This is a genomic window from Rhabdaerophilum sp. SD176 (assembly GCF_030143245.1).
GTDB lineage: Bacteria > Pseudomonadota > Alphaproteobacteria > Rhizobiales > Beijerinckiaceae > Rhabdaerophilum.
Map to the genome: position 1 here is coordinate 230,906 of NZ_JARJNS010000005.1, position 23,112 is coordinate 254,017.

General features: G+C 65.8%; 23 protein-coding genes. 13 read left to right on the forward strand and 10 right to left on the reverse strand.

The features are described 5' to 3' along the window. Positions 1–5 precede the first annotated feature (5 nt). From P0652_RS13365 to P0652_RS13375, 3 genes are all read right to left on the reverse strand, one after another. Entirely contained in the window at positions 6–524 is a 519-nt protein-coding gene (locus P0652_RS13365) for a YeeE/YedE thiosulfate transporter family protein (RefSeq protein WP_284179325.1), read from the reverse strand. Between the two features lie 89 nt (positions 525–613). Beyond that, positions 614–1,579: a transaldolase gene (gene tal / locus P0652_RS13370; protein ID WP_284179326.1), complete on the reverse strand. Its 966-nt coding sequence runs from the start codon at positions 1,577–1,579 to the stop codon at positions 614–616. Between the two features lie 18 nt (positions 1,580–1,597). Further along, positions 1,598–3,025: a helix-turn-helix domain-containing protein gene (locus P0652_RS13375; protein ID WP_284179327.1), complete on the reverse strand. Its 1,428-nt coding sequence runs from the start codon at positions 3,023–3,025 to the stop codon at positions 1,598–1,600. Positions 3,026–3,242: 217 nt separating this feature from the next. On the opposite strand from P0652_RS13375, the gene aceA reads away from it, so the two are divergent. From aceA to P0652_RS13390, 3 genes are all read left to right on the forward strand, one after another. After that, a complete protein-coding gene (gene aceA, locus P0652_RS13380; protein WP_284179328.1) occupies positions 3,243–4,535 on the forward strand; it encodes an isocitrate lyase in 1,293 nt (430 codons plus the stop codon). A gap of 127 nt (positions 4,536–4,662) precedes the next feature. After that, positions 4,663–4,881: a DUF4170 domain-containing protein gene (locus P0652_RS13385; protein WP_284179329.1), complete on the forward strand. Its 219-nt coding sequence runs from the start codon at positions 4,663–4,665 to the stop codon at positions 4,879–4,881. A 176-nt stretch (positions 4,882–5,057) separates the two neighbouring features. Next, the gene (locus P0652_RS13390; RefSeq protein WP_284179330.1) at positions 5,058–5,999 is read left to right on the forward strand and encodes a glutaminase; all 942 of its coding nucleotides are present in this window, start codon (positions 5,058–5,060) and stop codon (positions 5,997–5,999) included. Between the two features lie 3 nt (positions 6,000–6,002). Here the strand turns inward: P0652_RS13390 and P0652_RS13395 are convergent, their stop codons facing one another. Then, positions 6,003–6,272, reverse strand: a complete 270-nt coding sequence (locus P0652_RS13395; RefSeq protein WP_284179331.1) for an usg protein — start codon at positions 6,270–6,272, stop codon at positions 6,003–6,005. 260 nt (positions 6,273–6,532) lie between these two features. On the opposite strand from P0652_RS13395, the gene P0652_RS13400 reads away from it, so the two are divergent. Continuing rightward, entirely contained in the window at positions 6,533–7,423 is an 891-nt protein-coding gene (locus tag P0652_RS13400) for a cation diffusion facilitator family transporter (RefSeq protein WP_284179332.1), read from the forward strand. A 65-nt stretch (positions 7,424–7,488) separates the two neighbouring features. Beyond that, positions 7,489–8,073: a hypothetical protein gene (locus P0652_RS13405; protein WP_284179333.1), complete on the forward strand. Its 585-nt coding sequence runs from the start codon at positions 7,489–7,491 to the stop codon at positions 8,071–8,073. A 3-nt stretch (positions 8,074–8,076) separates the two neighbouring features. Here P0652_RS13405 and P0652_RS13410 read toward each other — a convergent pair whose 3' ends face one another. Further along, positions 8,077–8,661, reverse strand: coding sequence for a nitroreductase family protein (locus P0652_RS13410; RefSeq protein ID WP_284179334.1), 585 nt, complete (start codon positions 8,659–8,661; stop codon positions 8,077–8,079). A gap of 186 nt (positions 8,662–8,847) precedes the next feature. On the opposite strand from P0652_RS13410, the gene P0652_RS13415 reads away from it, so the two are divergent. The 8 genes from P0652_RS13415 to P0652_RS13450 all read left to right on the forward strand — a co-directional run bounded on the left by P0652_RS13415 (position 8,848) and on the right by P0652_RS13450 (position 15,470). Continuing rightward, positions 8,848–10,140, forward strand: a complete 1,293-nt coding sequence (locus tag P0652_RS13415; protein WP_284179335.1) for a hypothetical protein — start codon at positions 8,848–8,850, stop codon at positions 10,138–10,140. 91 nt (positions 10,141–10,231) lie between these two features. Beyond that, entirely contained in the window at positions 10,232–11,398 is a 1,167-nt protein-coding gene (locus tag P0652_RS13420; RefSeq protein WP_284179336.1) for a M20 aminoacylase family protein, read from the forward strand. Positions 11,399–11,414: 16 nt separating this feature from the next. Next, on the forward strand, positions 11,415–12,683 hold the full coding sequence (otnK, locus tag P0652_RS13425; protein WP_284179337.1) for a 3-oxo-tetronate kinase: 1,269 nt from the start codon (positions 11,415–11,417) through the stop codon (positions 12,681–12,683). A 2-nt stretch (positions 12,684–12,685) separates the two neighbouring features. Beyond that, positions 12,686–13,324, forward strand: coding sequence for a 3-oxo-tetronate 4-phosphate decarboxylase (gene otnC / locus P0652_RS13430; protein ID WP_284179550.1), 639 nt, complete (start codon positions 12,686–12,688; stop codon positions 13,322–13,324). 3 nt (positions 13,325–13,327) lie between these two features. Next, positions 13,328–13,717, forward strand: a complete 390-nt coding sequence (locus P0652_RS13435; RefSeq protein WP_284179338.1) for a methylglyoxal synthase — start codon at positions 13,328–13,330, stop codon at positions 13,715–13,717. Positions 13,718–13,932: 215 nt separating this feature from the next. Further along, a complete protein-coding gene (locus tag P0652_RS13440; RefSeq protein ID WP_284179339.1) occupies positions 13,933–14,142 on the forward strand; it encodes a cold-shock protein in 210 nt (69 codons plus the stop codon). Between the two features lie 119 nt (positions 14,143–14,261). Further along, positions 14,262–14,549, forward strand: coding sequence for a translation initiation factor IF-1 (infA, locus tag P0652_RS13445; RefSeq protein ID WP_284179340.1), 288 nt, complete (start codon positions 14,262–14,264; stop codon positions 14,547–14,549). A 12-nt stretch (positions 14,550–14,561) separates the two neighbouring features. Then, on the forward strand, positions 14,562–15,470 hold the full coding sequence (locus P0652_RS13450) for a ribokinase (protein WP_284179341.1): 909 nt from the start codon (positions 14,562–14,564) through the stop codon (positions 15,468–15,470). A 27-nt stretch (positions 15,471–15,497) separates the two neighbouring features. On the opposite strand, the gene P0652_RS13455 is transcribed toward P0652_RS13450, so the two are convergent. From P0652_RS13455 to nirB, 5 genes are read right to left on the reverse strand one after another with little or no spacing between them, the layout of a single operon-like run. After that, positions 15,498–16,151 carry a glutathione S-transferase family protein gene (locus P0652_RS13455; protein WP_284179342.1) on the reverse strand — a complete coding sequence of 218 codons (654 nt, stop codon included), beginning with the start codon at positions 16,149–16,151 and terminating at the stop codon, positions 15,498–15,500. Positions 16,152–16,204: 53 nt separating this feature from the next. Further along, the gene (cysG, locus tag P0652_RS13460; RefSeq protein ID WP_502947532.1) at positions 16,205–17,659 is read right to left on the reverse strand and encodes a siroheme synthase CysG; all 1,455 of its coding nucleotides are present in this window, start codon (positions 17,657–17,659) and stop codon (positions 16,205–16,207) included. Further along, the gene (locus P0652_RS13465; RefSeq protein ID WP_284179344.1) at positions 17,637–20,303 is read right to left on the reverse strand and encodes a nitrate reductase; all 2,667 of its coding nucleotides are present in this window, start codon (positions 20,301–20,303) and stop codon (positions 17,637–17,639) included. The genes cysG and P0652_RS13465 overlap by 23 nt, the downstream gene beginning before the upstream one ends. Beyond that, on the reverse strand, positions 20,296–20,640 hold the full coding sequence (gene nirD / locus P0652_RS13470; protein ID WP_284179551.1) for a nitrite reductase small subunit NirD: 345 nt from the start codon (positions 20,638–20,640) through the stop codon (positions 20,296–20,298). Before nirD ends, P0652_RS13465 begins: the two co-directional genes overlap by 8 nt. Before the next feature lie 18 nt (positions 20,641–20,658). Beyond that, the gene (gene nirB, locus P0652_RS13475) at positions 20,659–23,112 is read right to left on the reverse strand and encodes a nitrite reductase large subunit NirB (protein ID WP_284179345.1); all 2,454 of its coding nucleotides are present in this window, start codon (positions 23,110–23,112) and stop codon (positions 20,659–20,661) included.

A 23,112-nucleotide genomic window follows, 5' to 3' on the forward strand; every position in this document is an offset into this window, starting at 1 on the left:
TCTCCTCAGACGCGCTTGTAGATGAGATTGGCCGTGATCATGCCAGCGGCGAACATGGCCGTGACGGCGATGAAGGAGCCGATGGCGAGCTGGGCGATGCCCGAGACACCATGGCCGGAGGTGCAGCCATCGGCGATCCGCGCACCGAACACCATGATGAACCCGCCGAGGGTGGCCATCGCATAGCGACGGGCCGGCGTATGGGCGCCCATTGCCTTGGCCCAGAACGGGGAATGGCCCCAGCGCGGCGTGCCGGACAGGCGCGACGACAGGAAGGCGCCGAGCACGATCCCGGCAATCAGCGCCACCTGCCACCAGTTCTTCGCGCCGCTCAGGTGATTGGCGGCATATTTGATCTCGGCGATCGAGGGATCGACGAACTGGGCGATGTTGGCGGAAATGGTGACATAGGACGAGGACGTGCCGAGCGCCGTGCCGATCAGCAGGAAGGCGGGAATCTGCAGCAGCCCGACAACGATGCCGGCCGTATAGGGCGACCAGGCGCGCTTGGTGATACCGAGCATGGGACCTCCGGGAGGACGGGAGTGATGATCCCGTCCTTTACATTCATACATATGAATGTGTCAAGAGGTCGACTTGGTTTTCCCCGCCTTCAGGCAGCCTCCACCATCGGCGCCAGCATGGCCTTGAGCTTGCCGAGATCGGCCGCGAACAGGCGGATCCCTTCGGCCAGTTTTTCGGTGGCCATGGCATTCTCGTTCATCGCCCAGCGGAAGGAGGCCTCGTCAACAGCGATCCGCGCCGGAGCGGTTGCACCGCGGCTGTCGGGGGACAGGACCCGCGCAAGCGGCCCGTGATCCTGCGCCAGTTGGTCGAGCAGGGCCGGAGCGATGGTCAGGCGGTCACAGCCGGCCAGCGCTTCGATCTCGCCGAGATTGCGGAACGAGGCGCCCATCACCACGGTTCCGTGGCCATGCGCCTTGTAATACGCATAGATCGAACGGACGGAGACAACGCCGGGATCGGTTTCGGCCATGTAGTCCTGCCCGGTCGCCTTCTTGTACCAGTCGAGGATCCGCCCGACGAAGGGCGAGATCAGGAAGGCGCCGGCTTCCGCCGCAGCCACCGCCTGGGCCAGACTGAATAGCAGCGTCAGGTTGCAGTCGATTCCGTCCTTCTGGAGGATCTCCGCCGCGCGGATGCCTTCCCAGGTCGAGGCGATCTTGATCAGGACCCGATCGCGGCCGATCCCCCGGCTCTCGTAATCAGCGATGATCCGTCGGGCCTTGGCCACACTCCTGGCCGTATCGAACGAGAGATCGGCATCGACCTCTGTCGAAACGCGGCCCGGCACCCGGCGCGTCAGTTCGCTGCCGAAGGTCACGGCGAGCCGGTCACAGGCGGCCTCGACGCGCTGCGCCGCCGGGAGGTTCTGCGCCTGCGCCCAATGCACGGCTTCCTCCACCAAAGGGCGATAGGCCGGCATTTCCGCGGCCTTGAGGATCAGTGTCGGGTTGGTCGTGCAATCCGTGGGCTTGAACGCCTCGATCGCGGCCATGTCGCCGGTATCGGCGACAACGACGGTCATGGCTTTCAGTTGTTCGAGCTTGCTGGGCATTCCGGCGCGGTTCCTTCGTCAGCCGCCCATCGAATAGGTCGACAGGCCGCGCTTGTTTTCGTCGATGGACAGCCGCTGCGCAAGCGCGGGCATGGCACGGTCGGCGCAATCCGTGCGCGGGCAGGTCCGGCACGAGACGCCGATCGGTGTGACCACCTGCGGATCGTCGAGATTGAGGCCATCGGCATAAACGATCTCGCGGGCATGGGAGATCGCGGTGCCGAGCCCGATGGCCAGGGTGCCGGCGCGCTGCGGCATACCGCCCCGGATGAAGGCCCGGCCTGCCGGCGTGAGCGTGCGGGCGATGCAGAAGAACTGGCTGCCATCCGGCATTTTGGATACCTGCACGCGCAGCATTCCGGGCGTGGCGAAGGCATCATAGACATTCCAGCGCGGGCAAGCGGCGCCGAACCGGGCAATCTGGATCCCGGACAGCGAGAATCGCTTCGAGATGTTGCCGGCAATGTCGACCCGGATCAGGTGGAACGGGATGCCTTCATTGCCCGGACGCTGCAGGGTGGTCAGCCGGTGGCAGACCTGCTCGAAGGACAGGCCGAACCGGTGCTGGAGGATGTCGATCGCATAGCGCGTGCTCCGCGCCGCCTCGAGGAACCGGTCATAGGGCGCCATCACCGCCGCTGCGAAATAATTCGCGAGCGCCGAGGCGGCCAGCGCATCCGCCTCCAGGCTGGAGGACTTGCCGCCCGAAACCGCCTGGTCGATTTCCTTCCGGTAGCCGAGAAAGGCAATCTGGTGCGCCAGCTGGAAGGTCCGGCTTGGCAGGGGCAGCAGTTCCGAGAGCATCAGCCGTCGGGTCAGCGGGTTGTAGTGCCGCAGCAGGCCCTGCATCGCATCGACCGACGCAATCTCGACATCGACGGCGAAGCGCATGTTCAGCACCTTCACCAGATCCTGCTGGAGCGTCAGCAGCGCGAGGCCGTTCTCCTGCCAGAGCTGCTCGGCTGCTTCTTCCAGTTCGGCGAAATGGTTGCGGCGCCGTTGCAGGAATTCGGTCACTTCCTCGGAGGGCAGGGCATGGATGCCGCCTTCGCCATCGGCCTCGTCGCCGAAACGGCTGTCGCCGGCCCCGCCGCGCCGATAGGCCTGGTAAAGGCCGAGGAAAGCGCGCCCCATGGCTGGCAGTTGCGCGACCAGTTCCTTCACATCACTGGCCTTCACGTCAGCCGCCTCGAAGACGGGGTCCGACAGGGCTTCCATCAGGTCGGTCTGGAGCTGTTCGTCGCCCTCGCCGCCAAGGCTGGCAAGGTCGACCTGGAATTTCTCGGCAAGGCGCAGCAGCACCGGCACCGTGACCGGGCGCTGGTTGCTCTCGATCAGGTTGAGATAGCTCGGCGAGATCGCGAGTTCGGCGGCCATCTGCGCCTGGCTGAGCCGGCGCTCCTGGCGAAGGCGGCGGATCTTGCCGCCGATCCGGAGAGATTTCATGCAACCTCCTGTAAATATATTTACACTTCACAACATTACATTTGTGAGTATGTCAATCATTTTCCGTGTTTCTCGACTAATTCCAACGGCTTATTGCATCTGCGAATGGCGCGTGAGAGGAGAATGCGTGTGAAGGCTTGTAAATGATGTTTGCTTGCTCCGGCATCAGGGATGAGCCGCGCATCCTCGACGATCTTCTGACTTGAAAGGAAAGACCATGTCCGCCCCCACCACATCTTACAACCCGCAGAACAAGCGCGACTATACCCCCGCGGATGTCGCGAAGCTCGCCGGTTCGTTCAAGATGGAATACACGCTCGCCCGTATGGGCGCCGAGCGTCTCCGCATGCTGCTCGCCAACCGCCCGTTCGTCCGCACCCTCGGCGCCCTCACCGGCAACCAGGCGATGCAGCAGGTGAAGGCCGGCCTCGAAGCCATCTATCTCTCGGGCTGGCAGGTCGCCGCCGATGCCAACAATGCCGGCCAGATGTATCCGGACCAGTCGCTCTATCCGGCCTCGTCCGTGCCGGACGTGGTGCGCCGCATCAACAACACGCTGCGCCGCGCCGACCAGATCGCCCATATGGAAGGGGACACCTCCATCCATTACATGGCGCCGATCATCGCCGATGCCGAAGCCGGCTTCGGGGGCCCGCTCAATGCCTTCGAACTGATGAAGGGCATGATCGAATCGGGCGCTGCCGGCGTGCATTTCGAGGACCAGCTGGCCTCGGAAAAGAAGTGCGGCCATCTCGGCGGCAAGGTGCTGGTCCCGACCAAGACCTTCATCCGCACTCTGAACGCGGCGCGTCTCGCGGCGGATGTCTGTGGTGTGCCGACCGTGCTGCTCGCCCGCACCGACGCCCATGCCGCCAACCTGATCACCTCGGATGTGGATGATTACGATCATCCGTGGATCGATCGCGACAGCCGCACAGAGGAAGGCTTCTTCCGCCTGAAGCAGGGCAACAAGCACTCGGTCGAGCATGCGATCGCCCGTGGCCTGGCTTATGGCGATTACGCTGACCTCGTCTGGTGGGAAACCTCGGAGCCGGATCTGGGCGAGGCCCGCGAATTCGCCACCGAGTTCAAGAAGAAGTACCCGAACAAGCTGCTCGCCTACAATTGCTCGCCCTCCTTCAACTGGAAGAAGAAGATGAGCGATGCCGAGGCTGCGAAGTATCAGGAAGAGATCGGCGCGATGGGCTACAAGTACCAGTTCGTAACGCTGGCCGGCTTCCACTCGCTCAACCTCTCGATGTTCGAGCTGGCCAAGGGCTATTCGCAGCGCGGCATGGGTGCCTATTCGGAAATGCAGCAGCGCGAATTCGCGGCCCAGGACATCGGCTTCACCGCCGTCCGTCACCAGCGCGAAGTCGGCACCGGCTATTTCGATGCCGTCGCCATGGCAATCTCGCAGGGCAAGTCCTCGACGACCGCGATGGCCGGCTCGACCGAAACCGAGCAGTTCCACGGCGATGCGCCGGCCAAGGCGATCGCGGCCGAGTAAACCTTTGGGGCCGGTGCTCATCCCCCCGGCCTTAGACTGGCCGGATCGCGGATTGTCCCGCGATCCGGCATTTCTCTCCAACCTTAGAAAGAACGCGTTCCGCTCGGGGACAGAAAGGAGAACCACGATGCCAAGACAATTCTGGGTGATTGGCGGCGAATATCAATGCGTGGAATTCCACGAGGTCATTCCGGGGACAGCACGCGTATTCGGGCCGTTCTCCTCCTATGAGGAAGCCAACCGGATCTGGCGCGAGCGCTCGCTCGCCAGCCGGTCCTCGGCCACCACGCGCTATTCCATCGTGGCAAACGCGCCCAATCCGAACCGCCAGAATGAGGCTGCATAAGACAGCGGCGGCAAAATAATATTGGAGGAATCGCCGGAGCAGGCGAGGCCGGGTCTTCGGACCCGGCTTTTTCTGTTTCAGACACCCTGAAACAGGCGTTCCGCCGATTGTTGCTTGCCTCGGGCCCGGCTGCATGCCATTAGCCCGCCCCCGCAAGCAAGAAGGGCCATCCGGCCATGCGCAATCCGCAATCAGGCTCCGAATTCTCGTTATCCCACCTGCTGGACGACATCCGGGATCATGTCCGGCCGGCTTTCGGGCGCGGCCGCGTGGCGGATTACATCCCCGAACTCGCGCGGGTCGATCCGCGGAAATTCGGGATGGCGGTGGTGACCCTCGATGGCGAGGAAGTCGGCACCGGCGATTGCGACGAGCCGTTCTCGCTGCAGAGCATCACCAAGCTGTTCGCGCTGATCCTTGCGCTGAACCGGGGCGGCGACGAGATCTGGACGCGCGTCGGCAAGGAGCCCTCGGGCACGGCCTTCAACCATCTGGCCATTCTCGAGGCCGAGCAGGGCGCGCCGCGCAACCCCTTCGTCAATGCCGGAGCGCTGGCAGTGACGGATTACCTGATGGGGCGCAGCGCGGATGTCGCCGGGCTCATGGCTGGCCTGGTTCGCGTCAGCGGCGGGATTTCCGGCGGGCAGGTGAACGAGGCAGTTGCCCTGTCCGAACAGGCGACGGCCCATCAGAACCGTGCCATCGCGCATATCCTCAAGGTCCATGGTACGATCGACCATGCCCCGGATGCCGTGGTCGACGCCTATTGCCGGCAATGCGCCCTGGAATTCTCGGTGCGCGACCTGGCCCGCGCCGCCTTGCCACTGGCCGCTTCCGGCTTTTCGCCCTTCTCGCGCGAGACGATCATGCCGGCACGCCTCGCCCGCCGCGTCAATGCAGTGATGATGACCTGCGGCATGTACGAATCCACGGGCAGTTTCGCCTATCGCGTCGGCCTGCCGGCCAAGAGCGGTGTCGGCGGCGGGATCGTCGCCGTTGCGCCGGGGCGGGGCGCGGTGGCCGTCTGGTCGCCCGAACTGGATCGCGTCGGCAATTCCCTTGTCGGCACGATCGCGCTCGAACTTTTCGTCCAGAATGCCGGCTGGTCGGTCCTTTGAGACTCAGTTCAACCGGAACTCGACGCCAACCTTCCGGATTTCCGCCGGGGTGATCAGCCGGTTATGGGCCACCTTGATCGAATGCAGGGCGCCCTCGATCTCGCGGCGCCAGAAATCGATGAACCGATGCAGCACCGGGAAGTTCGGATAGACATCGTAATCCTGCCAGATGAATTCCTGGAGCAGGGCCGGATGATCCGGAAGGCGGTAGAGGATATTCGCCGTCGTCAGCCCATATCCTTCAAGCTGGCGGCGGAACTGCAGATCAACCATGACGTCCTCCTTTCTCGAAAGAGCGTCATTATTTCACTGCGGAACTCCTTGCGCAGAAGTTGACAAACGGTCGCAGGGATGTAAAAAAGCATAGAAATTCCAATTTGTTAGCAGCATGTTTCGCCGGCTGCCAACAATCGTCGCCCGGGTAACGCCGGCAGGGCACCGGCCCGGGAAATCCCGGTCGCAGGGCTTGACCGGAGCCCGGGCCTCGGCCACGGAAAGCCCAGTTTCCCGCAACGCAGCACCGGAGGCGCGACATGCAGGATCGTGCATCCTTCCTCGCGCTCGGCACCATCGCGATCGGGCTGGCTGTGCTCGGCCTGAAATTCGGGGCCTATTGGCTGACGGGTTCTGTCGCGCTTTATTCCGATGCCCTCGAAAGCTGTGTCAACGTGGTCGCGGCGTTGGTTACGTTCGGGGCCCTGCGCGTCAGCGCCAAGCCGGCCGATGCAAAACACCCGTATGGCCATCAGAAAATCGAGTATATCGCCGCCGTTTTCGAGGGCGCACTGATCCTGCTAGCCGCCGTTATTGTCTTCCATGCCGCGTGGGAATCCTGGCGGAACCCGAAGCCGGTGACGATCGATGCCCTCGGTGTCGGTCTGAACGTGGCCGCCGGGCTCATCAATGGCGGTTGGGCCGCCCTGCTGCTCGCCCGCGCCCGGACGCTGCGTTCGCCAGCCTTGCGGGCCGATGGACAGCATCTGATGACCGATGTCATCTCCTCGATCGGCGTTCTGGCCGCCCTGGTCATTGCCGTCGCGACCGGCCTTTCCTGGCTGGATCCGCTGCTGGCCTGCCTTGTGGCCGTCAACATCCTCGTTTCCGGCTGGAAGCTGATGCAGCAATCCTTCTCCGGCCTGCTCGACGAGGCCGCCGCCCCGGAGGAACTGGACCGCATCCGCGCGCTCATCGCGCTCCATGCCGAGGGCGCAATCGAGGCACACGACCTGCGCACGCGCCATTCCGGCCGTCTCACTTTCATCGAGTTCCATCTCGTGGTGCCGGGCGACATGCGCGTTGACCGCGCCCATGACATCTGCGACCGGATCGAGGCCGCGCTGAAAGAGGCGGTCGGGTCGGCCTTGATCACCATTCATGTCGAGCCGGAGAACAAGGCCAAGCATCAGGGCATCGTCGTCTTGTAATCCGGCCGGAATCGGCCGAGCCTTCACGGGCTTGATTGACGATTCGGAAGCGCCAGGAATTCACGATGCCGTCGTTTCTTGCAGACAATGCCGCCTATCTGCTGCTGGCTGTTATCGGATTCTGGTTCGCGGCCCGGTTTCTTGTGATGCCCGGCCGCAGCCGTTCCGGGCTGGCGGGCATGTTCCGGCGCGAGGCCCCGGTCCGCGAGGCCGGTCTCGATCAGGCGGCCATCCGGACCCTTGTGGAGGACAGCCGCACCTTCGCCCGCCACCGGCCGGATATCCGCGGCCTGCTGCTGGCGGGAGAGTTTGCGTCCGGCACCGCCCGCCCGGATTCTGCGGTGGTCCTGATCTTCCTGTCCGAAAGTCCGGGTGTCTTCTCCGGCAGGGAAAGCCTGTCCGGCTGGCCATATCCCGAAAGGGGCCATGCCATCCTTGCCCATGACAAGGTGGTCGAGGACGGGGCCGTCCTCCATCGCCTTGTGCTGAAAGGCGCGCCGCCTGTCACGCTGGCCTTCATTGCGACCGAGGGCAGGTCGCTGCCGGCTCCGCTAGCGCCGCCTGTCCGGGCGGGATGCCAGATCCTCGATGATCCCGCCGGGCAGGCCGCGTCACTGCGGCAGGCCTGGCGCGAGCGCGCCGCGGTCTGAGTCTCAGCCGTTCCAGGTCCCGAACACCGTATCGAGTGCCGGCTTCGGCTTCGCCGGCGGCCAGTCTTTCGTGGTCCCGATCGCAACGATCGAGACGAAATGTTCATTCGGTCCGAGTCCGAAGCCTTCGCGGAAGGCTTTCGTCTCGAGGAAGCGGCCTGAACGGATCGCGGCGGCAAAGCCAAGCGCCTGAACAGCCAGGACAAGGTTCTCGAGGGCACAGCCCACGGCGAGCCATTGGTCGGAGGCCGGGATCTTCGGATGGCCGGCATCGATTCGGGCGAGAACCCCCACCAGGCACGGCCCCTGATGGGCCTTTTCTCGGGCCCGCTGGATTTCCTCTTCCGGTGCGTCCGGCATCATTTCGCGGGTCGCGGCGCCGAGAAGGTCAGCCAGCCGGCCACGGGCCGCATCGGCCAGGGCCAGGAAGCGGAACGGCACGATCCGCCCATGATCCGGCGCCCGGGAGGCTGCCTCGACAATCAGTCGAAGCTGCGCATCGTCGGGGGCAGGGCCGGTCAACATGCGGGCATTGGCCGAGCGGCGGGCAAAAAGGGCGTCGATCACGGGATGCGTGGAGGGGGGCATGGCATGTCCTTCGGTCATGGTTGGGGGGGAGTTAAGCTGCCCGCCCTCCGCCGGCAAGGGGCATCCGGTGCCGGATCCTGCGACCAGTCAGGGCAAATTCGTGCTGATTTTGTCACGAGTGTGGCTTGCGCCATACAGCCAGCCCCCGGCCAGCTCTTCTAGGGTTGCTCCGGGAGAGGAATGGCCATGGCCTTCGAATCGCACAATGCCACGGGGCCTGATGACCCCGCCAAGGCCGCCGCCGGCATGTTGCTGCGGTTCGGTTTCGCGATTCTCGCCATCGTCACGCCGAGCGCCACCTTGCTTTCGCGCTGGGTCATCGTGGTTCTCGTGCCCATCGCCGCCGTGCTGATCATCCTTGCAGTGCTTCTCCGGCGTGACCCTGCCCGCCTGGTCGATGCCTGCCGGGATGCCCTGCTCTCCTGGCCGGGCGTGACGGCGATGCTGCTGGTCAGCTGGGCGCTGTTTTCCCTGCTCTGGACCCCGGCGCCGGGCGAAGCAGCCGCGCGCTTTTTCAAGACAATCGGCGTGGTCCTGCTCGGCTTCATGGCGGTGCAGGCCCTGCCGAAAAAGATGCGCGCCACCAACCTGCATCTGGTGACGATCGGCGTCGCGCTCGGCGCCGTCCTGCTTCTGGCAGGCCGGGGCTTTGAACTGGCCGGCTTCGCCTCGATCCAGTTTCCGGCGGCCACGCCCGGCCGCGCCACCGTCCTGATCGCCTGCCTCGGCTGGGCGGCGGCGGCGTGGCTGATGATCAAGAACCGGCGGCTTCTGGCGGCGATCCTGCTGGTGCTCGTCTTTGCCGCAGCGCTCTCGGGCCCGACCAGCGAGGCAATCCTGCCGACCGGGATCGGCTTCCTGGTCTTCGCGCTGGCCTGGGCTGTTCCGGAGCGCGCCGGCCGCATCCTTGCAGCCTTCTTCGCCCTGCTGGTCGCGATCGCGCCTGTCCTGCCGCTTCTTGCCAAGCTCGCGTCTCTCATTCCCGGTGTCACGCTCGGTGACGCGCTGGCGACCCGCGCGCTCTGGTGGGACCTGATCCTGCAGGATCCCCTTTCCTTGCTCACCGGCCGCGGGATTGAGGCCATCGGCAAGGCACGACAGGACGGCCTGGTTCCAGCAACAGTCCCGAGTACGCTGATTTCCGACCTCTGGTTCGATCTTGGCCTTCTGGGTGCGCTGGCGACGGCTTTCCTCGTGTTTCTCGCCTTCCGTGCGGCGGGGCGTTTCGGACTGGAAGTGGCCCCGTTCGCGCTGGCCGGTCTCGCTTCGGCCTTTGCCTTCACCTTCCTCGAACGGGGCGCCACGCAGACGTGGTGGCTCAATGGCATGACCGTTTTCGCCATCGTGCTGATGTCGGTTGAACGCGGCCGCTATCGCACCGTCCGCCCCCGCGCTGCGATCGAGAATACCCGTACCCGGCGGGAGCCCTCCATGCGCGACAGGCATGATCCTATGCATCCTGCTGAACCGATTCCGTGAAGACCGGCATGGCCAAGGGCGCCCGATACGCTAGAATGGCCGTTGACACGGTGATGCGATCACCGATTTTTCCCGAGATTGGACCCTGACAATGACGATCGACCCCCGGATCCTTGCCCTGAAGGATGAAGTCACCGCATGGCGCCGTGATTTCCACGCCCATCCCGAAACGCTCTATGACGTGCACCGGACGGCGGGGATTGTTGCGCAGAAGCTGCGGGAATTCGGCTGCGACGAGGTTGTCGAGGGCATCGGCAAGACGGGTGTGGTCGGGGTGGTCCATGGCCGGAACGGGCCAGGCGGCCGGGTCGTCGGGCTGCGCGCCGACATGGACGCCCTCCCCATCTCGGAGGAAACCAACCTGCCGCATCGCTCGACCATTCCGGGCAAGATGCATGCCTGCGGACATGACGGTCACACCTCGATGCTGCTCGGTGCTGCCAAGCACCTGGCTTCGGCCCGCGATTTCGAGGGGACGGTCGTCCTGATCTTCCAGCCCGCCGAAGAAGGCGGCGCCGGCGGCAAGGCCATGGTCGATGACGGCCTGATGACCCGCTGGAAGATCGACGAGGTCTACGGCATGCACAACATGCCGGGCCTGCCGCCCGGGCATTTCTCGCTGCGGCCCGGCCCGCTCATGGCCGCCACGGCCTATTACACGATTACCATCGAGGGCCGCGGAGCCCATGCCGCCAAGCCGCATGAGGGGATCGACCCCGTTCTTGTCGGCGCGCATATCATCACGGCGCTGCAATCGATCGCCTCCCGGACGATCGACCCGCTGAAGTCGATCGTTGTCTCCAACACGGTCTTCCAGGCTGGCGAGGCGCAGAATGTCATCCCGCAGCGGGCGATCCTGCGCGGCACTGTACGCACATTGGACAACGATGTGCGGGATCTTGCCGAGGAGCGCTTCAAGGCCATCGTCGAAGGCACGGCGCGGATGCTCGGTGCGGAGGTAACCCTCGATTACCGCCGCGGCTATCCGGCGACGGTCAATCATCCGCGTGAGACGCGCTTCGCTTCCGACATCGCCCGCAAGATCGCCGGGGCCGCGCAGGTGGATGACGATGCCGTGCCGACCATGGGCGGCGAGGATTTTTCCTACATGCTGCTGGAGCGGCCCGGCGCCTTCATTTTCATCGGCAACGGCGACACCGCTGGCCTGCATCACCCCGCCTATGACTTCAACGACGAGGTGATCCCGGTCGGCATCCAGTACTGGGCGGAACTCGCCCGGGCCCGCACGGCGGCCTGAGCCGGGATCTGGCGGCATGCTGCTCGGTTCGGTTGCAGATGACTTCACCGGCGCGAGCGATCTCGCCAACACGCTCGCCCGGGGCGGGATGCGGACGACCCTGTTCGTTGGCATCCCTGATGCCGTTCGTCCCGAATGCGAGGCGGGCGTCATCGCGCTGAAGTCGCGATCGATTCCTGCTGCGGAGGCGGTGGCGCAGAGCCTCGCCGCGCTTCAGGCCCTCCGCGCGGCGGGGGCGGGGCAGATCCTCTTCAAATACTGCTCCACCTTCGATTCGACCCGCGATGGCAATATCGGCCCGGTAGCCGATGCAATGATCGAGGCGCTGTCCGCGCCCGTGGCCATCGTCTGCCCGGCCTTCCCCACCAATCTCCGCACGATCTATCGCGGCCATCTCTTCGTCGGCGACAGGCTGCTCAACGAGAGCGGCATGGAGAAGCATCCGCTCACCCCGATGACCGATGCCAATCTCCAGCGCTGGCTGTCCTACCAGTCGCAGAACCGCATTGGCCTGATCACGCTTGAAACCGTGCGCAAGGGGCCGGACGCCATCCGCGCGGCTTTGGAGGAGGCGGCTCGCCGCAAGGAGAAGCTGGTCGTCTGCGATGCCATCACCGATGATGATCTCGTCCGGCTGGGCGAAGCAGCCAAGGGCATGGCCCTCATCACCGGTGGATCCGGGATCGCGCTGGGGTTGCCCGCCAATTTTGGCCGAAGCGCTGCCGCTGCCGCGCCCGCCCCGCGCGCGCCGCTTGGCAAGGCGATCGCCCTGTCCGGCTCCTGCTCGCGTGCCACGCTGGCGCAGGTCGCCCGGCACCGGGCGGAGGCGCCGGCTCTGGCGCTGGATGCCGCCGCCATCGTCGAATCGCGCTTTGCCCCGGCCGACGTCCTGGCCTGGCTCGGCGGCGAAGCCGGCACCGCGGCGCTGCCGCTGGTCTATTCCAGCGCTGCGCCGGAAGAGGTTTCTGCCCTTCAGGCCCGGTTCGGCACAGAGAAGGCCGCCCATGCGGTCGAAGGCTTCTTCACCGGGCTGGCCCAAATGCTGGTGGCCTCGGGTTACCGCCGCCTGATTACCGCCGGTGGCGAGACCTCGAGCGCGATCGTCAGCGGATTGCAACTGAAAGCCTTGGCAATCGGCCCAGAGATCGATCCCGGCGTTCCGGCGCTCGTCCATGAGGGCGAGCCGTCGCTGGTCCTTGCCTTGAAGAGCGGCAATTTCGGCGCGCCTGATTTCTTCGCCAAGGCGCTGGCTGTGATGGACGGCATGGCCGGGGAGCCAGGCTGATGATGCCCGAAGCCCAGGCCCGGCAGGCTCTGGTCGAGGCCGGTCGCCATTTCGCGGCCATGGGCATGGCGATCGGCAGTGCGGGCAATCTCTCGATCCGCATTCCCGACGGCTATCTCGTCACGCCCACCAATGCGGCGCTCGGCCGGCTGGATCCGGCCCGGCTCAGCAAGCTTGACGCGGGCTTCATGCCGGTCTCCGGCGATCCCCCGACCAAGGAGGTCTCGCTCCACCGCGCCTTTTACGAGACGCGTTCGGACTGCGAGGCCGTGGTGCATCTCCACTCGACTCATGCTGCCGCGCTGTCCTTCCGCGCCGACCTGCCCGAGCAGGATCCGATCCCGCCCTTCTCGCCCTATTTCATCATGCGCGTCGGCCGGGTTGCGGTCCTGCCCTATGCCCGGCCGGGCTCCGACCGGATCGGCGAGATGATCCGGGCTCTCGGGGGCCGCTACCGGGCCGTCCTTCTGGCCAATCACGGGCCGGTCACAGCCGGGCGCAGCCTCACCGAGGCCATTTCAGCCGCGGAGGAATTCGAGGAGACGGCCCGGCTCTTCCTGATGCCGGGCATCCATCCGCTCCGTCTCCTTTCGGAGGCCGAGATTGCCGATCTCGTAGCCACCTTCCGGCTGGAATGGTGAACCATGGAAGCAGCCGCCAAGACCCTCGCTCTCGTGGCGCATGACCGGATGAAGGAAGCTCTGGCGGATTGGGCCGACGCGAACTCCGCCGCCTTGGCCGCCCATCGTCTCTTCTGCACGGGGACAACCGGGGCTGTTTTGCAGAAACGCTGCCCCGGGCTCTCGATCACCCGGCTTGCTTCCGGCCCGCACGGGGGTGATCAGCAGATCGGGGCGCTGATCGTTGAAGGCCGCATCGATGCGGTGGTCTTCTTCATCGACCCGCTCTCACCCATGCCGCATGACGTCGACATCAAGGCCCTGCTCCGGCTGGCTGTCGTTTATGACGTGCCGATTGCGCTCAGCCGCCGCACCGCCGATCTCTTCGTTGCGGCTGGCCTGCTTGCAGTGTGACAGGGGCCGGAACTTGTGGAATGCCCGTTTTCGCGCTATAAAACAGTCCATCGATTTGGCCGGACGACTGGGCCGCTTTGGGACTACCGGGCGCACGTTCAGACTGCTTCTCCAAAGATCGACCATCGGGGCGCGGAACTTCCAAACTCCAAACGTGTAACGATTGCCGAGTGATCGGCAACCTGTTGAGACCTGATAGTCCAAAGGATAGACCCATGAGCACCGGAACCGTGAAGTGGTTCAATGAACAGAAGGGCTACGGATTCATTCAGCCGGATGATGGCGGCAAGGATGTGTTCGTGCATATCAGTGCCGTGCAGCGCTCGGGCCTGCAGGGCCTGCGCGATGGTCAGAAAGTCACCTATGAACTGCAGGCCGATCGCCGCACCGGCAAGATGGCCGCGGTGAACCTGCAGGCGATCTGACGGAAGTCCGCGGCCCGGTTTGCGGGTCGTGATCGGGTAGGGCGGAGCCGTTCCGGGTTTCGGAGCGGCTTTGTCCTGTTTTTGCGCGTGGATGCGCGCCACAGAGGAAGGTTTGCCGGATGGCGAAAGAAGAAGTGATCCAGTTCGAAGGCTTGGTGCTGGAATTGTTGCCCGATGCGCGTTTCCGGGTCCAGCTCGATAGCGGACACGAGATCATCGCCTACACGGCCGGCAAGATGAAGAAGAACCGCATCAAGACCCTCGCCGGAGATCGGGTGACGGTCGAGATGTCGCCGTATGATCTGGAGAAGGGTCGCCTCGTTTTCCGCCACAAGGACGAGCGTTCGGGCTTCACGCCGGGCGGCGCCCGCCCGCCCCAGAAAGGCCAGCCGCCGAAGCGTCGCTGACCGGACATCCCGATGACGGGCCGCGTCGTTGTTCTCGGCAGCGTCAACCGCGATCTGGTCCTGTCGGTGCCCCGTCACCCCCGACCGGGCGAGACGCTGACCGCGACTGCCCTTGCGGAGTATCCCGGCGGGAAGGGCGCGAACCAGGCGGTCGCATCAGCCCGCGCCGGCGCACCGACAAGCCTCGCCGGGGCGATCGGCACCGACGGGTTCGGTGCCGCGATGCAGGAATTCCTGTCCGGCGAGGGGATCGACCTTACCGCGCTCACCGTCTTGCCTGACCATCCGACCGGGCTGGCGGTAATCGCCGTTGACGCGACCGGGCAGAACAGCATCCTTGTCGTTCCCGGGGCCAATGCCGCGCTTGGCGCAAAGGATACCGCCGCGCTCGACTTCCGGCCCGGCGATCTGGTTATTGCCCCCTTCGAGGTGCCGGATCAGTTCCTGATTGAAGGGTTCCGCAGGGCGCGCAAGGCCGGTGCCCGCACGCTGCTGAACCCGGCGCCGATGCGCGCGCATGATCCCGCTTTGATCGGCCTGACGGATCTCCTCGTTCTCAACGAAACCGAATTCGCGCTGCTGACGGGCGTTGCCGACGTGCCGGAAGGGCCGGCTCTCGCGGCGGCTTTGGCCGTGGCGCTGCCGGATATTCCGGTTCTTGTCCTCACGCGTGGCCCGGATGGCGCCCTCGTCCGCGATCAAGGCAGCATCCGTGCCGTGCCGGGTCATCGCGTCGCTGCGCGGGATACAACCGGCGCTGGCGATTGCTTCGTCGGCGTGCTCGCCGCCTCGCTGGCCCTCGGGCTGGATCTGGAGGCCGCGCTGTCACGCGCCAACCGCGCGGCAGCCATCAGCGTCACGCGGGACGGTGCGGGCGCCTCGATGCCGAAGGCCGTGGAGATCGAGGCCTTCGGCGCCTGACAAGGCCTTGTTGCTTGTGGCCCCGCCTTACGCGGGTTCGGCATCCCGGCGGGCCATCATGTCCTGATAGGCTGGCCGGGCATGGCAGGTCCGCAGCCAGGCGCTCACCGCCGGTGCGGCTTCCCAGAGCGTCTTGGCCGGCAGGGCGTAGCGCATCACTTCCGCCACATTGATGTCGGCGACAGTGAAGCGGTCACCGAGAATGAAGGGCTGGCGCGCGAGATGCTCGTTCAGCACGCGGAACGGCGCCGCAAGCGCCTCCACCGCAGCGGCGGCGGCCTTGGCGTCCCGCTCTTCCGGCGGCTTTGCCGCCATGTTGTACAGCACCTGGATCGAATGCGGCTCGACCTCCGTGGCCGCCCACAATGTCCACATCATTGCCTGGCCTTCTTCCGCCACATTGGCCGGCGCCAGCGGGCCGCCATGCTTGCGGGCGAGATACAGCGTGATGGCGAGCGATTCGTGCAGGACGAGGCCATCATCCTCGATCGAGGGGATATGCCCGTTCGGATTGACCTTCAGGAATTCCGGCGAGCGGGTATGCACCGTGCCCGGCGGGATCTCGCCCTTGAAGCGGTTGGCCTGGATCACCGGGATCTGCTTGAACGGCAGCCCAAGTTCCAGCGCGAGCCAGACGATCCGCGACGCGCGCGAGCGATAGACACCATAGAGCGTGAACATTCGAGTGAGTCTCCTGAGGGAATGCCCTGTGATCGCACAAGGTCTCCCGGAACTCAAACGGCCTGGCGGAACGCTTCGGCGGCTATCGCTTCGTTTCGGGATGCGAAAACAGACCCGATCCCGATCAGGATCGGCGCGCCGGCAGGCAGGGTTGTCACGCCCTGCGGCAACGCGTCGAGGCAGCCCTCCCAGCGGGCCTCTTCAGGGCGCGAAAGCGAGGCCATGGCAATCGCCGGCGTCGCCCCGCCCATGCCATGCTGCCGCAAAGCTGCGACGATGGCGCCGGCCTGCCGTGCACCCATATAGATGACGAGGGTGGCGCGCCCGCTGGCTGCCAGCGCCCAGTCGATTGTGTCAGGCAATTCCCCCTGCCGCGAATGGCCGGTCACCAGCATGAGGCTCTGGGCGTGGTCGCGATGCGTGAGCGACCGGTTGAGGCTCATCGCCAGCGCCTGCGCCGAGGTGATCCCCGGCACCACGCTGACCGGGATTCCCGCCTTTTCCAGCGCCTCGATTTCCTCGCCGGCCCTGCCGAACACCATCGGATCGCCCGATTTCAGCCGGACGACATGCTTGCCCTGCCGAGCGAGCCCCATCATCAGGGTGTTGATGTCGCCCTGTGCGCAGCTTTCCCGCGCCCCCCGCTTGCCCACCATCATCCGCTTGGCCTCGCGCCGCGCCAGTTCCAGCACGGCATCCGAGACAAGGTCGTCGAAGAGGATGACATCCGCCGATTGCAGCGCCCGCACGGCCTTGATGGTCAGCAGGTCGGCATCGCCCGGCCCGGCCCCGACCAAAGTCACGCGGCCGCCGGTCGCGCCACCGGCAAGGCAGCTCTCGCCGATCATCGCATCGATGGCGGCATCATCCGCCCGTGCCTTGTCGCGAAAGGCAAGATCGGTAAAGGCCTCCCAGAACCGGCGCCGTTCCGGCCCCGGCTTCAGCCTGCCCATCACGCGCTGGCGGATGGCCTGCGCGCGGCCGGCCCAATCGGCGAGGCTCGGGGGCAGCAGCATCTCGATCCGGCGGCGGATGCCCTGCCCGAGAATTGGCGCCGCTCCATCGGTCGAGATGCCGATCACCACGGGCGAGCGGTTGACGATCGAGCCGAACAGGAAGTCGCAGGTCTCGGGCTTGTCGACCGTGTTGACGATCACGCCCGAAGCGCGTGCGGCGCAGCGGAAGGCCTTGGCTTCGGCCTCGTCCTCGAAATCGCCGACGGCCAAAGCCGCATGGGTGAAGATGTCGAGGGACCAGGGCCGTTCGAGCAAGGTCAGGCTGCCCGCCTCGGCGCCCCGCGCCACGATGGCGAGCATCTCCTCGCTGGGTTCGGACGCATAGATCGCGACATCGGCCCCCGCAGCGGCCAGAAGCTCGGCTTTCCACGCCGCGCCGGCGCTGTTCCCGGCCAGCACGGCACGCTTGCCGGCGAGATCGAAGAAGACGGGAAGCTTCGCCAGCGCGCCCATCCGGGGCGGCATGGCCTCAGCCGGCTTTCTCGAGGCGATTTTCATCGAGCATCCTCCGGATGTCATGGCGGCAGGAGCCGCAATTGGTGCCGGCCTTCAGCGCATCGCCGATGACCTCCACCGAAGCCTTGCCCTCGCGGATGGCCGCCAGGATCTCGTTCACGCCGACCTGGAAACAGGCGCAGACGATCGCGCCGCGATCCGGCCGGTCCGCCCCGCCGCGCCCGGCGAGGATCCGGAACCGTTCCGCCGCCGAATGGGCGCTGCCGATGGCATCCGACAGGAAGGACCGCGAAAGCCGCACCGGCTCCGGCGCGAGGAAAAGCGCCCCGGCCAGCGCCTCGCTGCGGAACGCGGCAAGGCGGGCCCGCCCGGCCTCGCGATCATGCAGCGCCACCCACTCGGCGTCGTCTTCGGGCAGGCCGAACAGCCGCGCGGCCATGGCCTGCGGATCGGCGAGCGGGGTCTCCCCCGCCATCTCGATGCGGTAACCGCCCTCGACTGGCGCGATGGCCCAATAGGTATCGGGCGGCGGGTCAGGACGACGCGCGGTCACTGCGAAGCCGAACCATTGAGCGGCATAGCGCTCGATCCGGGCCGGCGTGCGCTTCAGGCCGGGCTGGCCGGAAACAGGGTCGGTCATCCGGTCGACCAGCTTGTCGACGCGGCCATCGCTGGCGAAGCGATCCGTCCAGTGGATCGGCACGAAGACCGAGCCCCGGCGCTGGCGCGGGGTCACCATGGCGCGGACCACGGCTTCCCCGTGGCGGGAGCGAACCCGGACAAGATCGGCCGGCGCGATACCTGCCGCCGCAGCGTCATCCGGGTGGATCTCGGCAAAGGGTTCGCCGAACTGGCCGAGCAGGGCCGGCGCCCGGCCGGTCCGCGTCATCGTGTGCCATTGATCGCGGATGCGGCCGGTATTGAGCCAGAGCGTGTGTTCCGCATCCCTCGGCTTCGTCTCCGGCGGCAGGGCGATGGCGATCATCCGCGCCTTGCGGTCCGGCGTGAAAAACCCGCCTTTCGCAAAGAACCGTCCGCCATCCGCTCCATCGGTGGGTTTCGGCCAGAGGAACGGGGCCATCGCATCGAAAGCGGCATCCCCGATCCCGGCCACGCCGCCCAGATCGAAATCGCGCGTGCCGCCATTCTCGAAAGCCGAGAGGGCGGCATGCTCGCGGAAGATCGCGGCGGCATCCGGATAGTCGAACCCGGCAAAGCCCATCCGCCGCGCCACTTCGGCCATAGCCCACCAATCGGCACGGGCCTCGCCTGGCGGCAGCAGGAAGCCGCGCTGGCGCGAGATCCGTCGCTCGGAATTCGTCACCGTCCCGTCCTTCTCGCCCCAGCCGAGTGCGGGGAGCAGCACATGGGCATGGCGGGTCGTGTCGGTCTCGGTCAGGATGTCGGAAACCACCACGAAGGGGCAGGCCGCGAGGGCGGCGTCGATGCGCCCGGCTTCTGGCAGCGAATCGGCCGGGTTGGTCGCCATGATCCAGAGCGCCTTGATCCGCCCGTCGAGCACGGCATCGAAGAGATCGACCGCTTTCAGCCCCGGTCGTGGCGCCATTTTGGGAGAATGCCAGAAGCGTTGCACCCGGTCGCGCGCAGCCTCGTCCTCGATATTCATATGGGCGGCCAGCATGTTGGCGAGGCCGCCGACTTCCCGCCCGCCCATCGCGTTGGGTTGCCCGGTGATCGAGAAGGGCGAGGCGCCGGGCTTGCCGATACGCCCGGTATAGAGATGGCAGTTGATGATGGCATTGGCCTTGTCGGTGCCCCGGACCGACTGGTTTACGCCCTGGCTGAAGATCGTCAGCGTGCGGGGCGTCCGGGCGAAGGTCTCGTAGAAGGCGCGGATCTGCTCGGCGGGAAGTCCGGTCAGGTCGGCAACGCGGGGAACAGGCAGGGCGCGGGCCTCGGCGAGCGCGGCATCCACGCCCGAGACATGGGCCTCGAGATAGGCTGTGTCGCCCAGCTCCTCCGCTTCAAGATGCCGAAGCAGCCCGAGGAAGAGCGCGGCATCGCTGTCCGGCTCGAGTGCGAGATGCAGGTCGGCCGCCTCGGCGGTCATGGTTCGGCGCGGATCGATGACGATGATCCGCGTCCCCCGGCTCTCGCGGGTAGCCAGCAGCCGCTGGAACAGGACCGGATGGCACCAGGCGAAATTCGACCCGACGAGCACCACGAGATCGGCCTCGTCGAGATCGTCGTAGAGCGCCGGCACCGTGTCGCTGCCGAAGGCCCGGCGATGGGCGGCCACCGAGGAGGCCATGCAGAGCCGGGAATTGGTGTCGATATTGGCCGAGCCGATGAAGCCTTTCATCAGCTTGTTGGCGACGTAGTAATCCTCGGTCAGTAGCTGGCCCGAGACATAGAACGCCACCGAATCCGGCCCATGCTCGGCGATCGTCTCGGAAAACCTCCGCGCCACAAGGTCGAGCGCATCATCCCAGCTGGCCCGCTGCCCATGGATCGAGGGATGGGTGAGCCGCCCCTCCATCCCTAACGTGGCGCCAAGCGCCGTACCCTTCGAACAGAGCTTCCCGAAATTGGCCGGGTGGTCCGGATCGCCGGCAATGGCGATACTGCCATCCGCAAGCGGCGTGGCCAGAACCCCGCAGCCGACCCCGCAATAGGGGCAGGTTGTGCGCGTGGTCGGGCCGGCCGCTCCTTCAGCCATGGGGCACAGCGAGCCGGGCGATCGCCTGCGCATCCAGCAGGATGCGCCCGTCGAGGCGCTGGACCGGAATTTTCGGCGTGCAGCCGTGATCGGCGCCCTGCGCCTCACCGGTTTCGAGGCTGATCACCCAGTTATGCAGCGGGCAGGTCACGCCATGACCATGCACAATGCCCTGGCTGAGTGGCCCGCCCTTGTGGGGGCAACGGTCCCGCAGGGCGAAGACCGAGCCATCCGCGGCTCGGAAGACCGCGATATCGCCGGCGGCACTGCGCACGACGCGGGCCCCGCGCAGAGGAATATCGGATTCGGCACCGACATCGATCCATTCTGGCGTCATCGCATTCATGGCCCCCTCCTATTCCGCCGCCTGGGGCAGCCCGAGCGTGCCGATCGGGGCGAATTCATGCGCATCCTTGCCGGCCACGCGTTCGGCCCAGGGATCGATCTGCGCGTAGCGCTGGCTCAGCACGAACCGGTCGAACAGAACACGCCGCCGCGCGGTATCCTCGATGACCGCCTTCTTGATCGAGTCGCTCCCGACCCGCTTGGCCCATTTGTAGATGCGCTCGAGATAGCGGCCCTGCTCGCGGTAGAGCTGGGTCAGCGCCGCGATGATCTCGATCGTCTCGTCCTCGGTCCGGGCATGGCCCAGGACCTGCGTGCCATGGATGTCGAGCCCGGCGGCCCCGGCGAAATGGATCTCGTAGCCGGAATCGACGCAGATCACGCCGACATCCTTGCAGGTCGCCTCGGCGCAGTTCCGCGGGCAACCGGATACCGCCATCTTCACCTTGGCCGGTGTCCAGGAGCCCCACATGAATTTCTCGATCTTCACGCCGAGACCCGTGGAATCCTGGGTGCCGAACCGGCACCAGTCGGTGCCGACGCAGGTCTTCACCGTGCGCAGCCCCTTGGCATAGGCCGCACCGGAGATCATCCCGGCCTGGTTGAGATCGGACCAGACGGCGGGAAGATCCTCCTTCTTCACGCCGAGCAGGTCGATCCGCTGCCCGCCGGTGACCTTCACCGTGGGGATGGCGAACTTGTCGACCACATCGGCGATCGCGCGGAGTTCCTTCGCGCTTGTCAGCCCGCCCCACATCCGCGGCACCACCGAATAGGTGCCGTCCTTCTGGATGTTGGCGTGGACGCGCTCGTTGATGTAGCGCGACTGGCTGTCATCCGCATATTCGCCCGGCCAGTCGCAAATCAGGTAGTAATTCAGCGCCGGGCGGCATTTCGCGCAGCCGCAGGAGGTCTTCCAGCCGAGTTCCTGCATGATTGCGGGAATGGATTTCAGCTCCTTGGCCTTGATCAGCCGGCGGACATCGTCATGGCCGAGATCCGTGCAGCCGCACATCGGCTGGACGGCGGCCGGGTTGTAGCTGTCGCCGAGGCTCAGCCTGATGACCTGCTCGACAAGGCCGGTACAGGAGCCGCAGGAGGCCGAGGCCTTGGTATGGGCCCGCACCGCATCGAGGCTCGTCAGGCCCAGTTCGGCGATCTTCGTTGTGATCTTGCCCTTGCAGACGCCGTTGCAGCCACAGATCTCTGCCTCATCCGGCAAGGCTGCAACGGCTGCCATAGGGTCCGCGAGGCCACCTCCCTGGTAGCCCTGACCGAAGATCAGTGTTTCGCGCATCTCCGAGATATCGGTGCCGCGCCTGATCATGTCGAAGAACCATGGCCCGTCGCCGGTATCGCCGTAGAGCACGGCGCCGATCAGGATGTTGTCCTTCAGGATGAGGCGCTTGTAGACGCCGCGCATGGGGTCGCGCAGGACGATTTCCTCGCGGTCCTTCGCATCGGCGAAATCGCCGGCGGAATAGAGGTCGATTCCCGTCACCTTGAGCTTCGTGGCCGTGGCCTGCGGGCTGAAGGCCGCCGTGGCATCGCCCGTCAGCTGCCTGGCGACCACGCCGGCCATGTCATAGAGCGGCGCAACAAGACCGAAGACCTGCCCCGAGGCTTCCGCGCATTCGCCAAGGGCGAAGATGTCAGGGTCGGAACTGCGCATATCCGGGCTGACGACAATGCCCCGGTTGACCTCCAGCCCGGCCATCTTGGCCAGCCCGGCATTCGGGCGGATGCCCACCGCCATGACAACGAGATCGGCCGGATAAATCGTCCCGTCATCAAGGCGCACGCCCGTCACCCGGTCCGTGCCGGTGATCTCGTGCGTGTTGGCCTTGCAATGAACCTTGATGCCGCGCGATTCGACTGCCTTCTGCAGCAGGTAGCCCGCCGCCGGATCGAGCTGGCGTTCCATCAGCGTCGGCATGAGATGGAGCACGACCACCTCCATGCCCTGGGCCTGCAGGCCGGCTGCGGCCTCAAGGCCGAGCAGCCCGCCGCCGATCACCACGGCCTTCCCGCCTGATTTCGCCGCCAGCATCATGGCGTGGACATCGTCGAGATCGCGGTAGGTCAGCACGCCCGGCAACTGGTGCCCCGGCACCGGAATGATCACCGGGTTCGACCCGGTGGCAATGATCAGCTTGTCATAGGGAACCGTCTCGCCATGCTCGGAGGTCACCGTCCGGGCGTCCCGGTTTATTTCGGTAACCTTGTGCCCTTTGTACAGCGTGATCCCGTGATCGATGTACCAGCCATCGCCGTGGATCACGATCTGCTCGAAGGTCTTCTCGCCGGAAAGGACCGGCGAAAGCATGATCCGGTCATAGTTCACGCGCGGTTCGGCGTTGAAGATCGTTACCTCATAGGCATCCGGCGCCAGCTCGAACAGCTTCTCGAGCGCACGGCCCGGCGCCATGCCATTGCCGATGACCACAAGTTTCTGCTTGGCCAT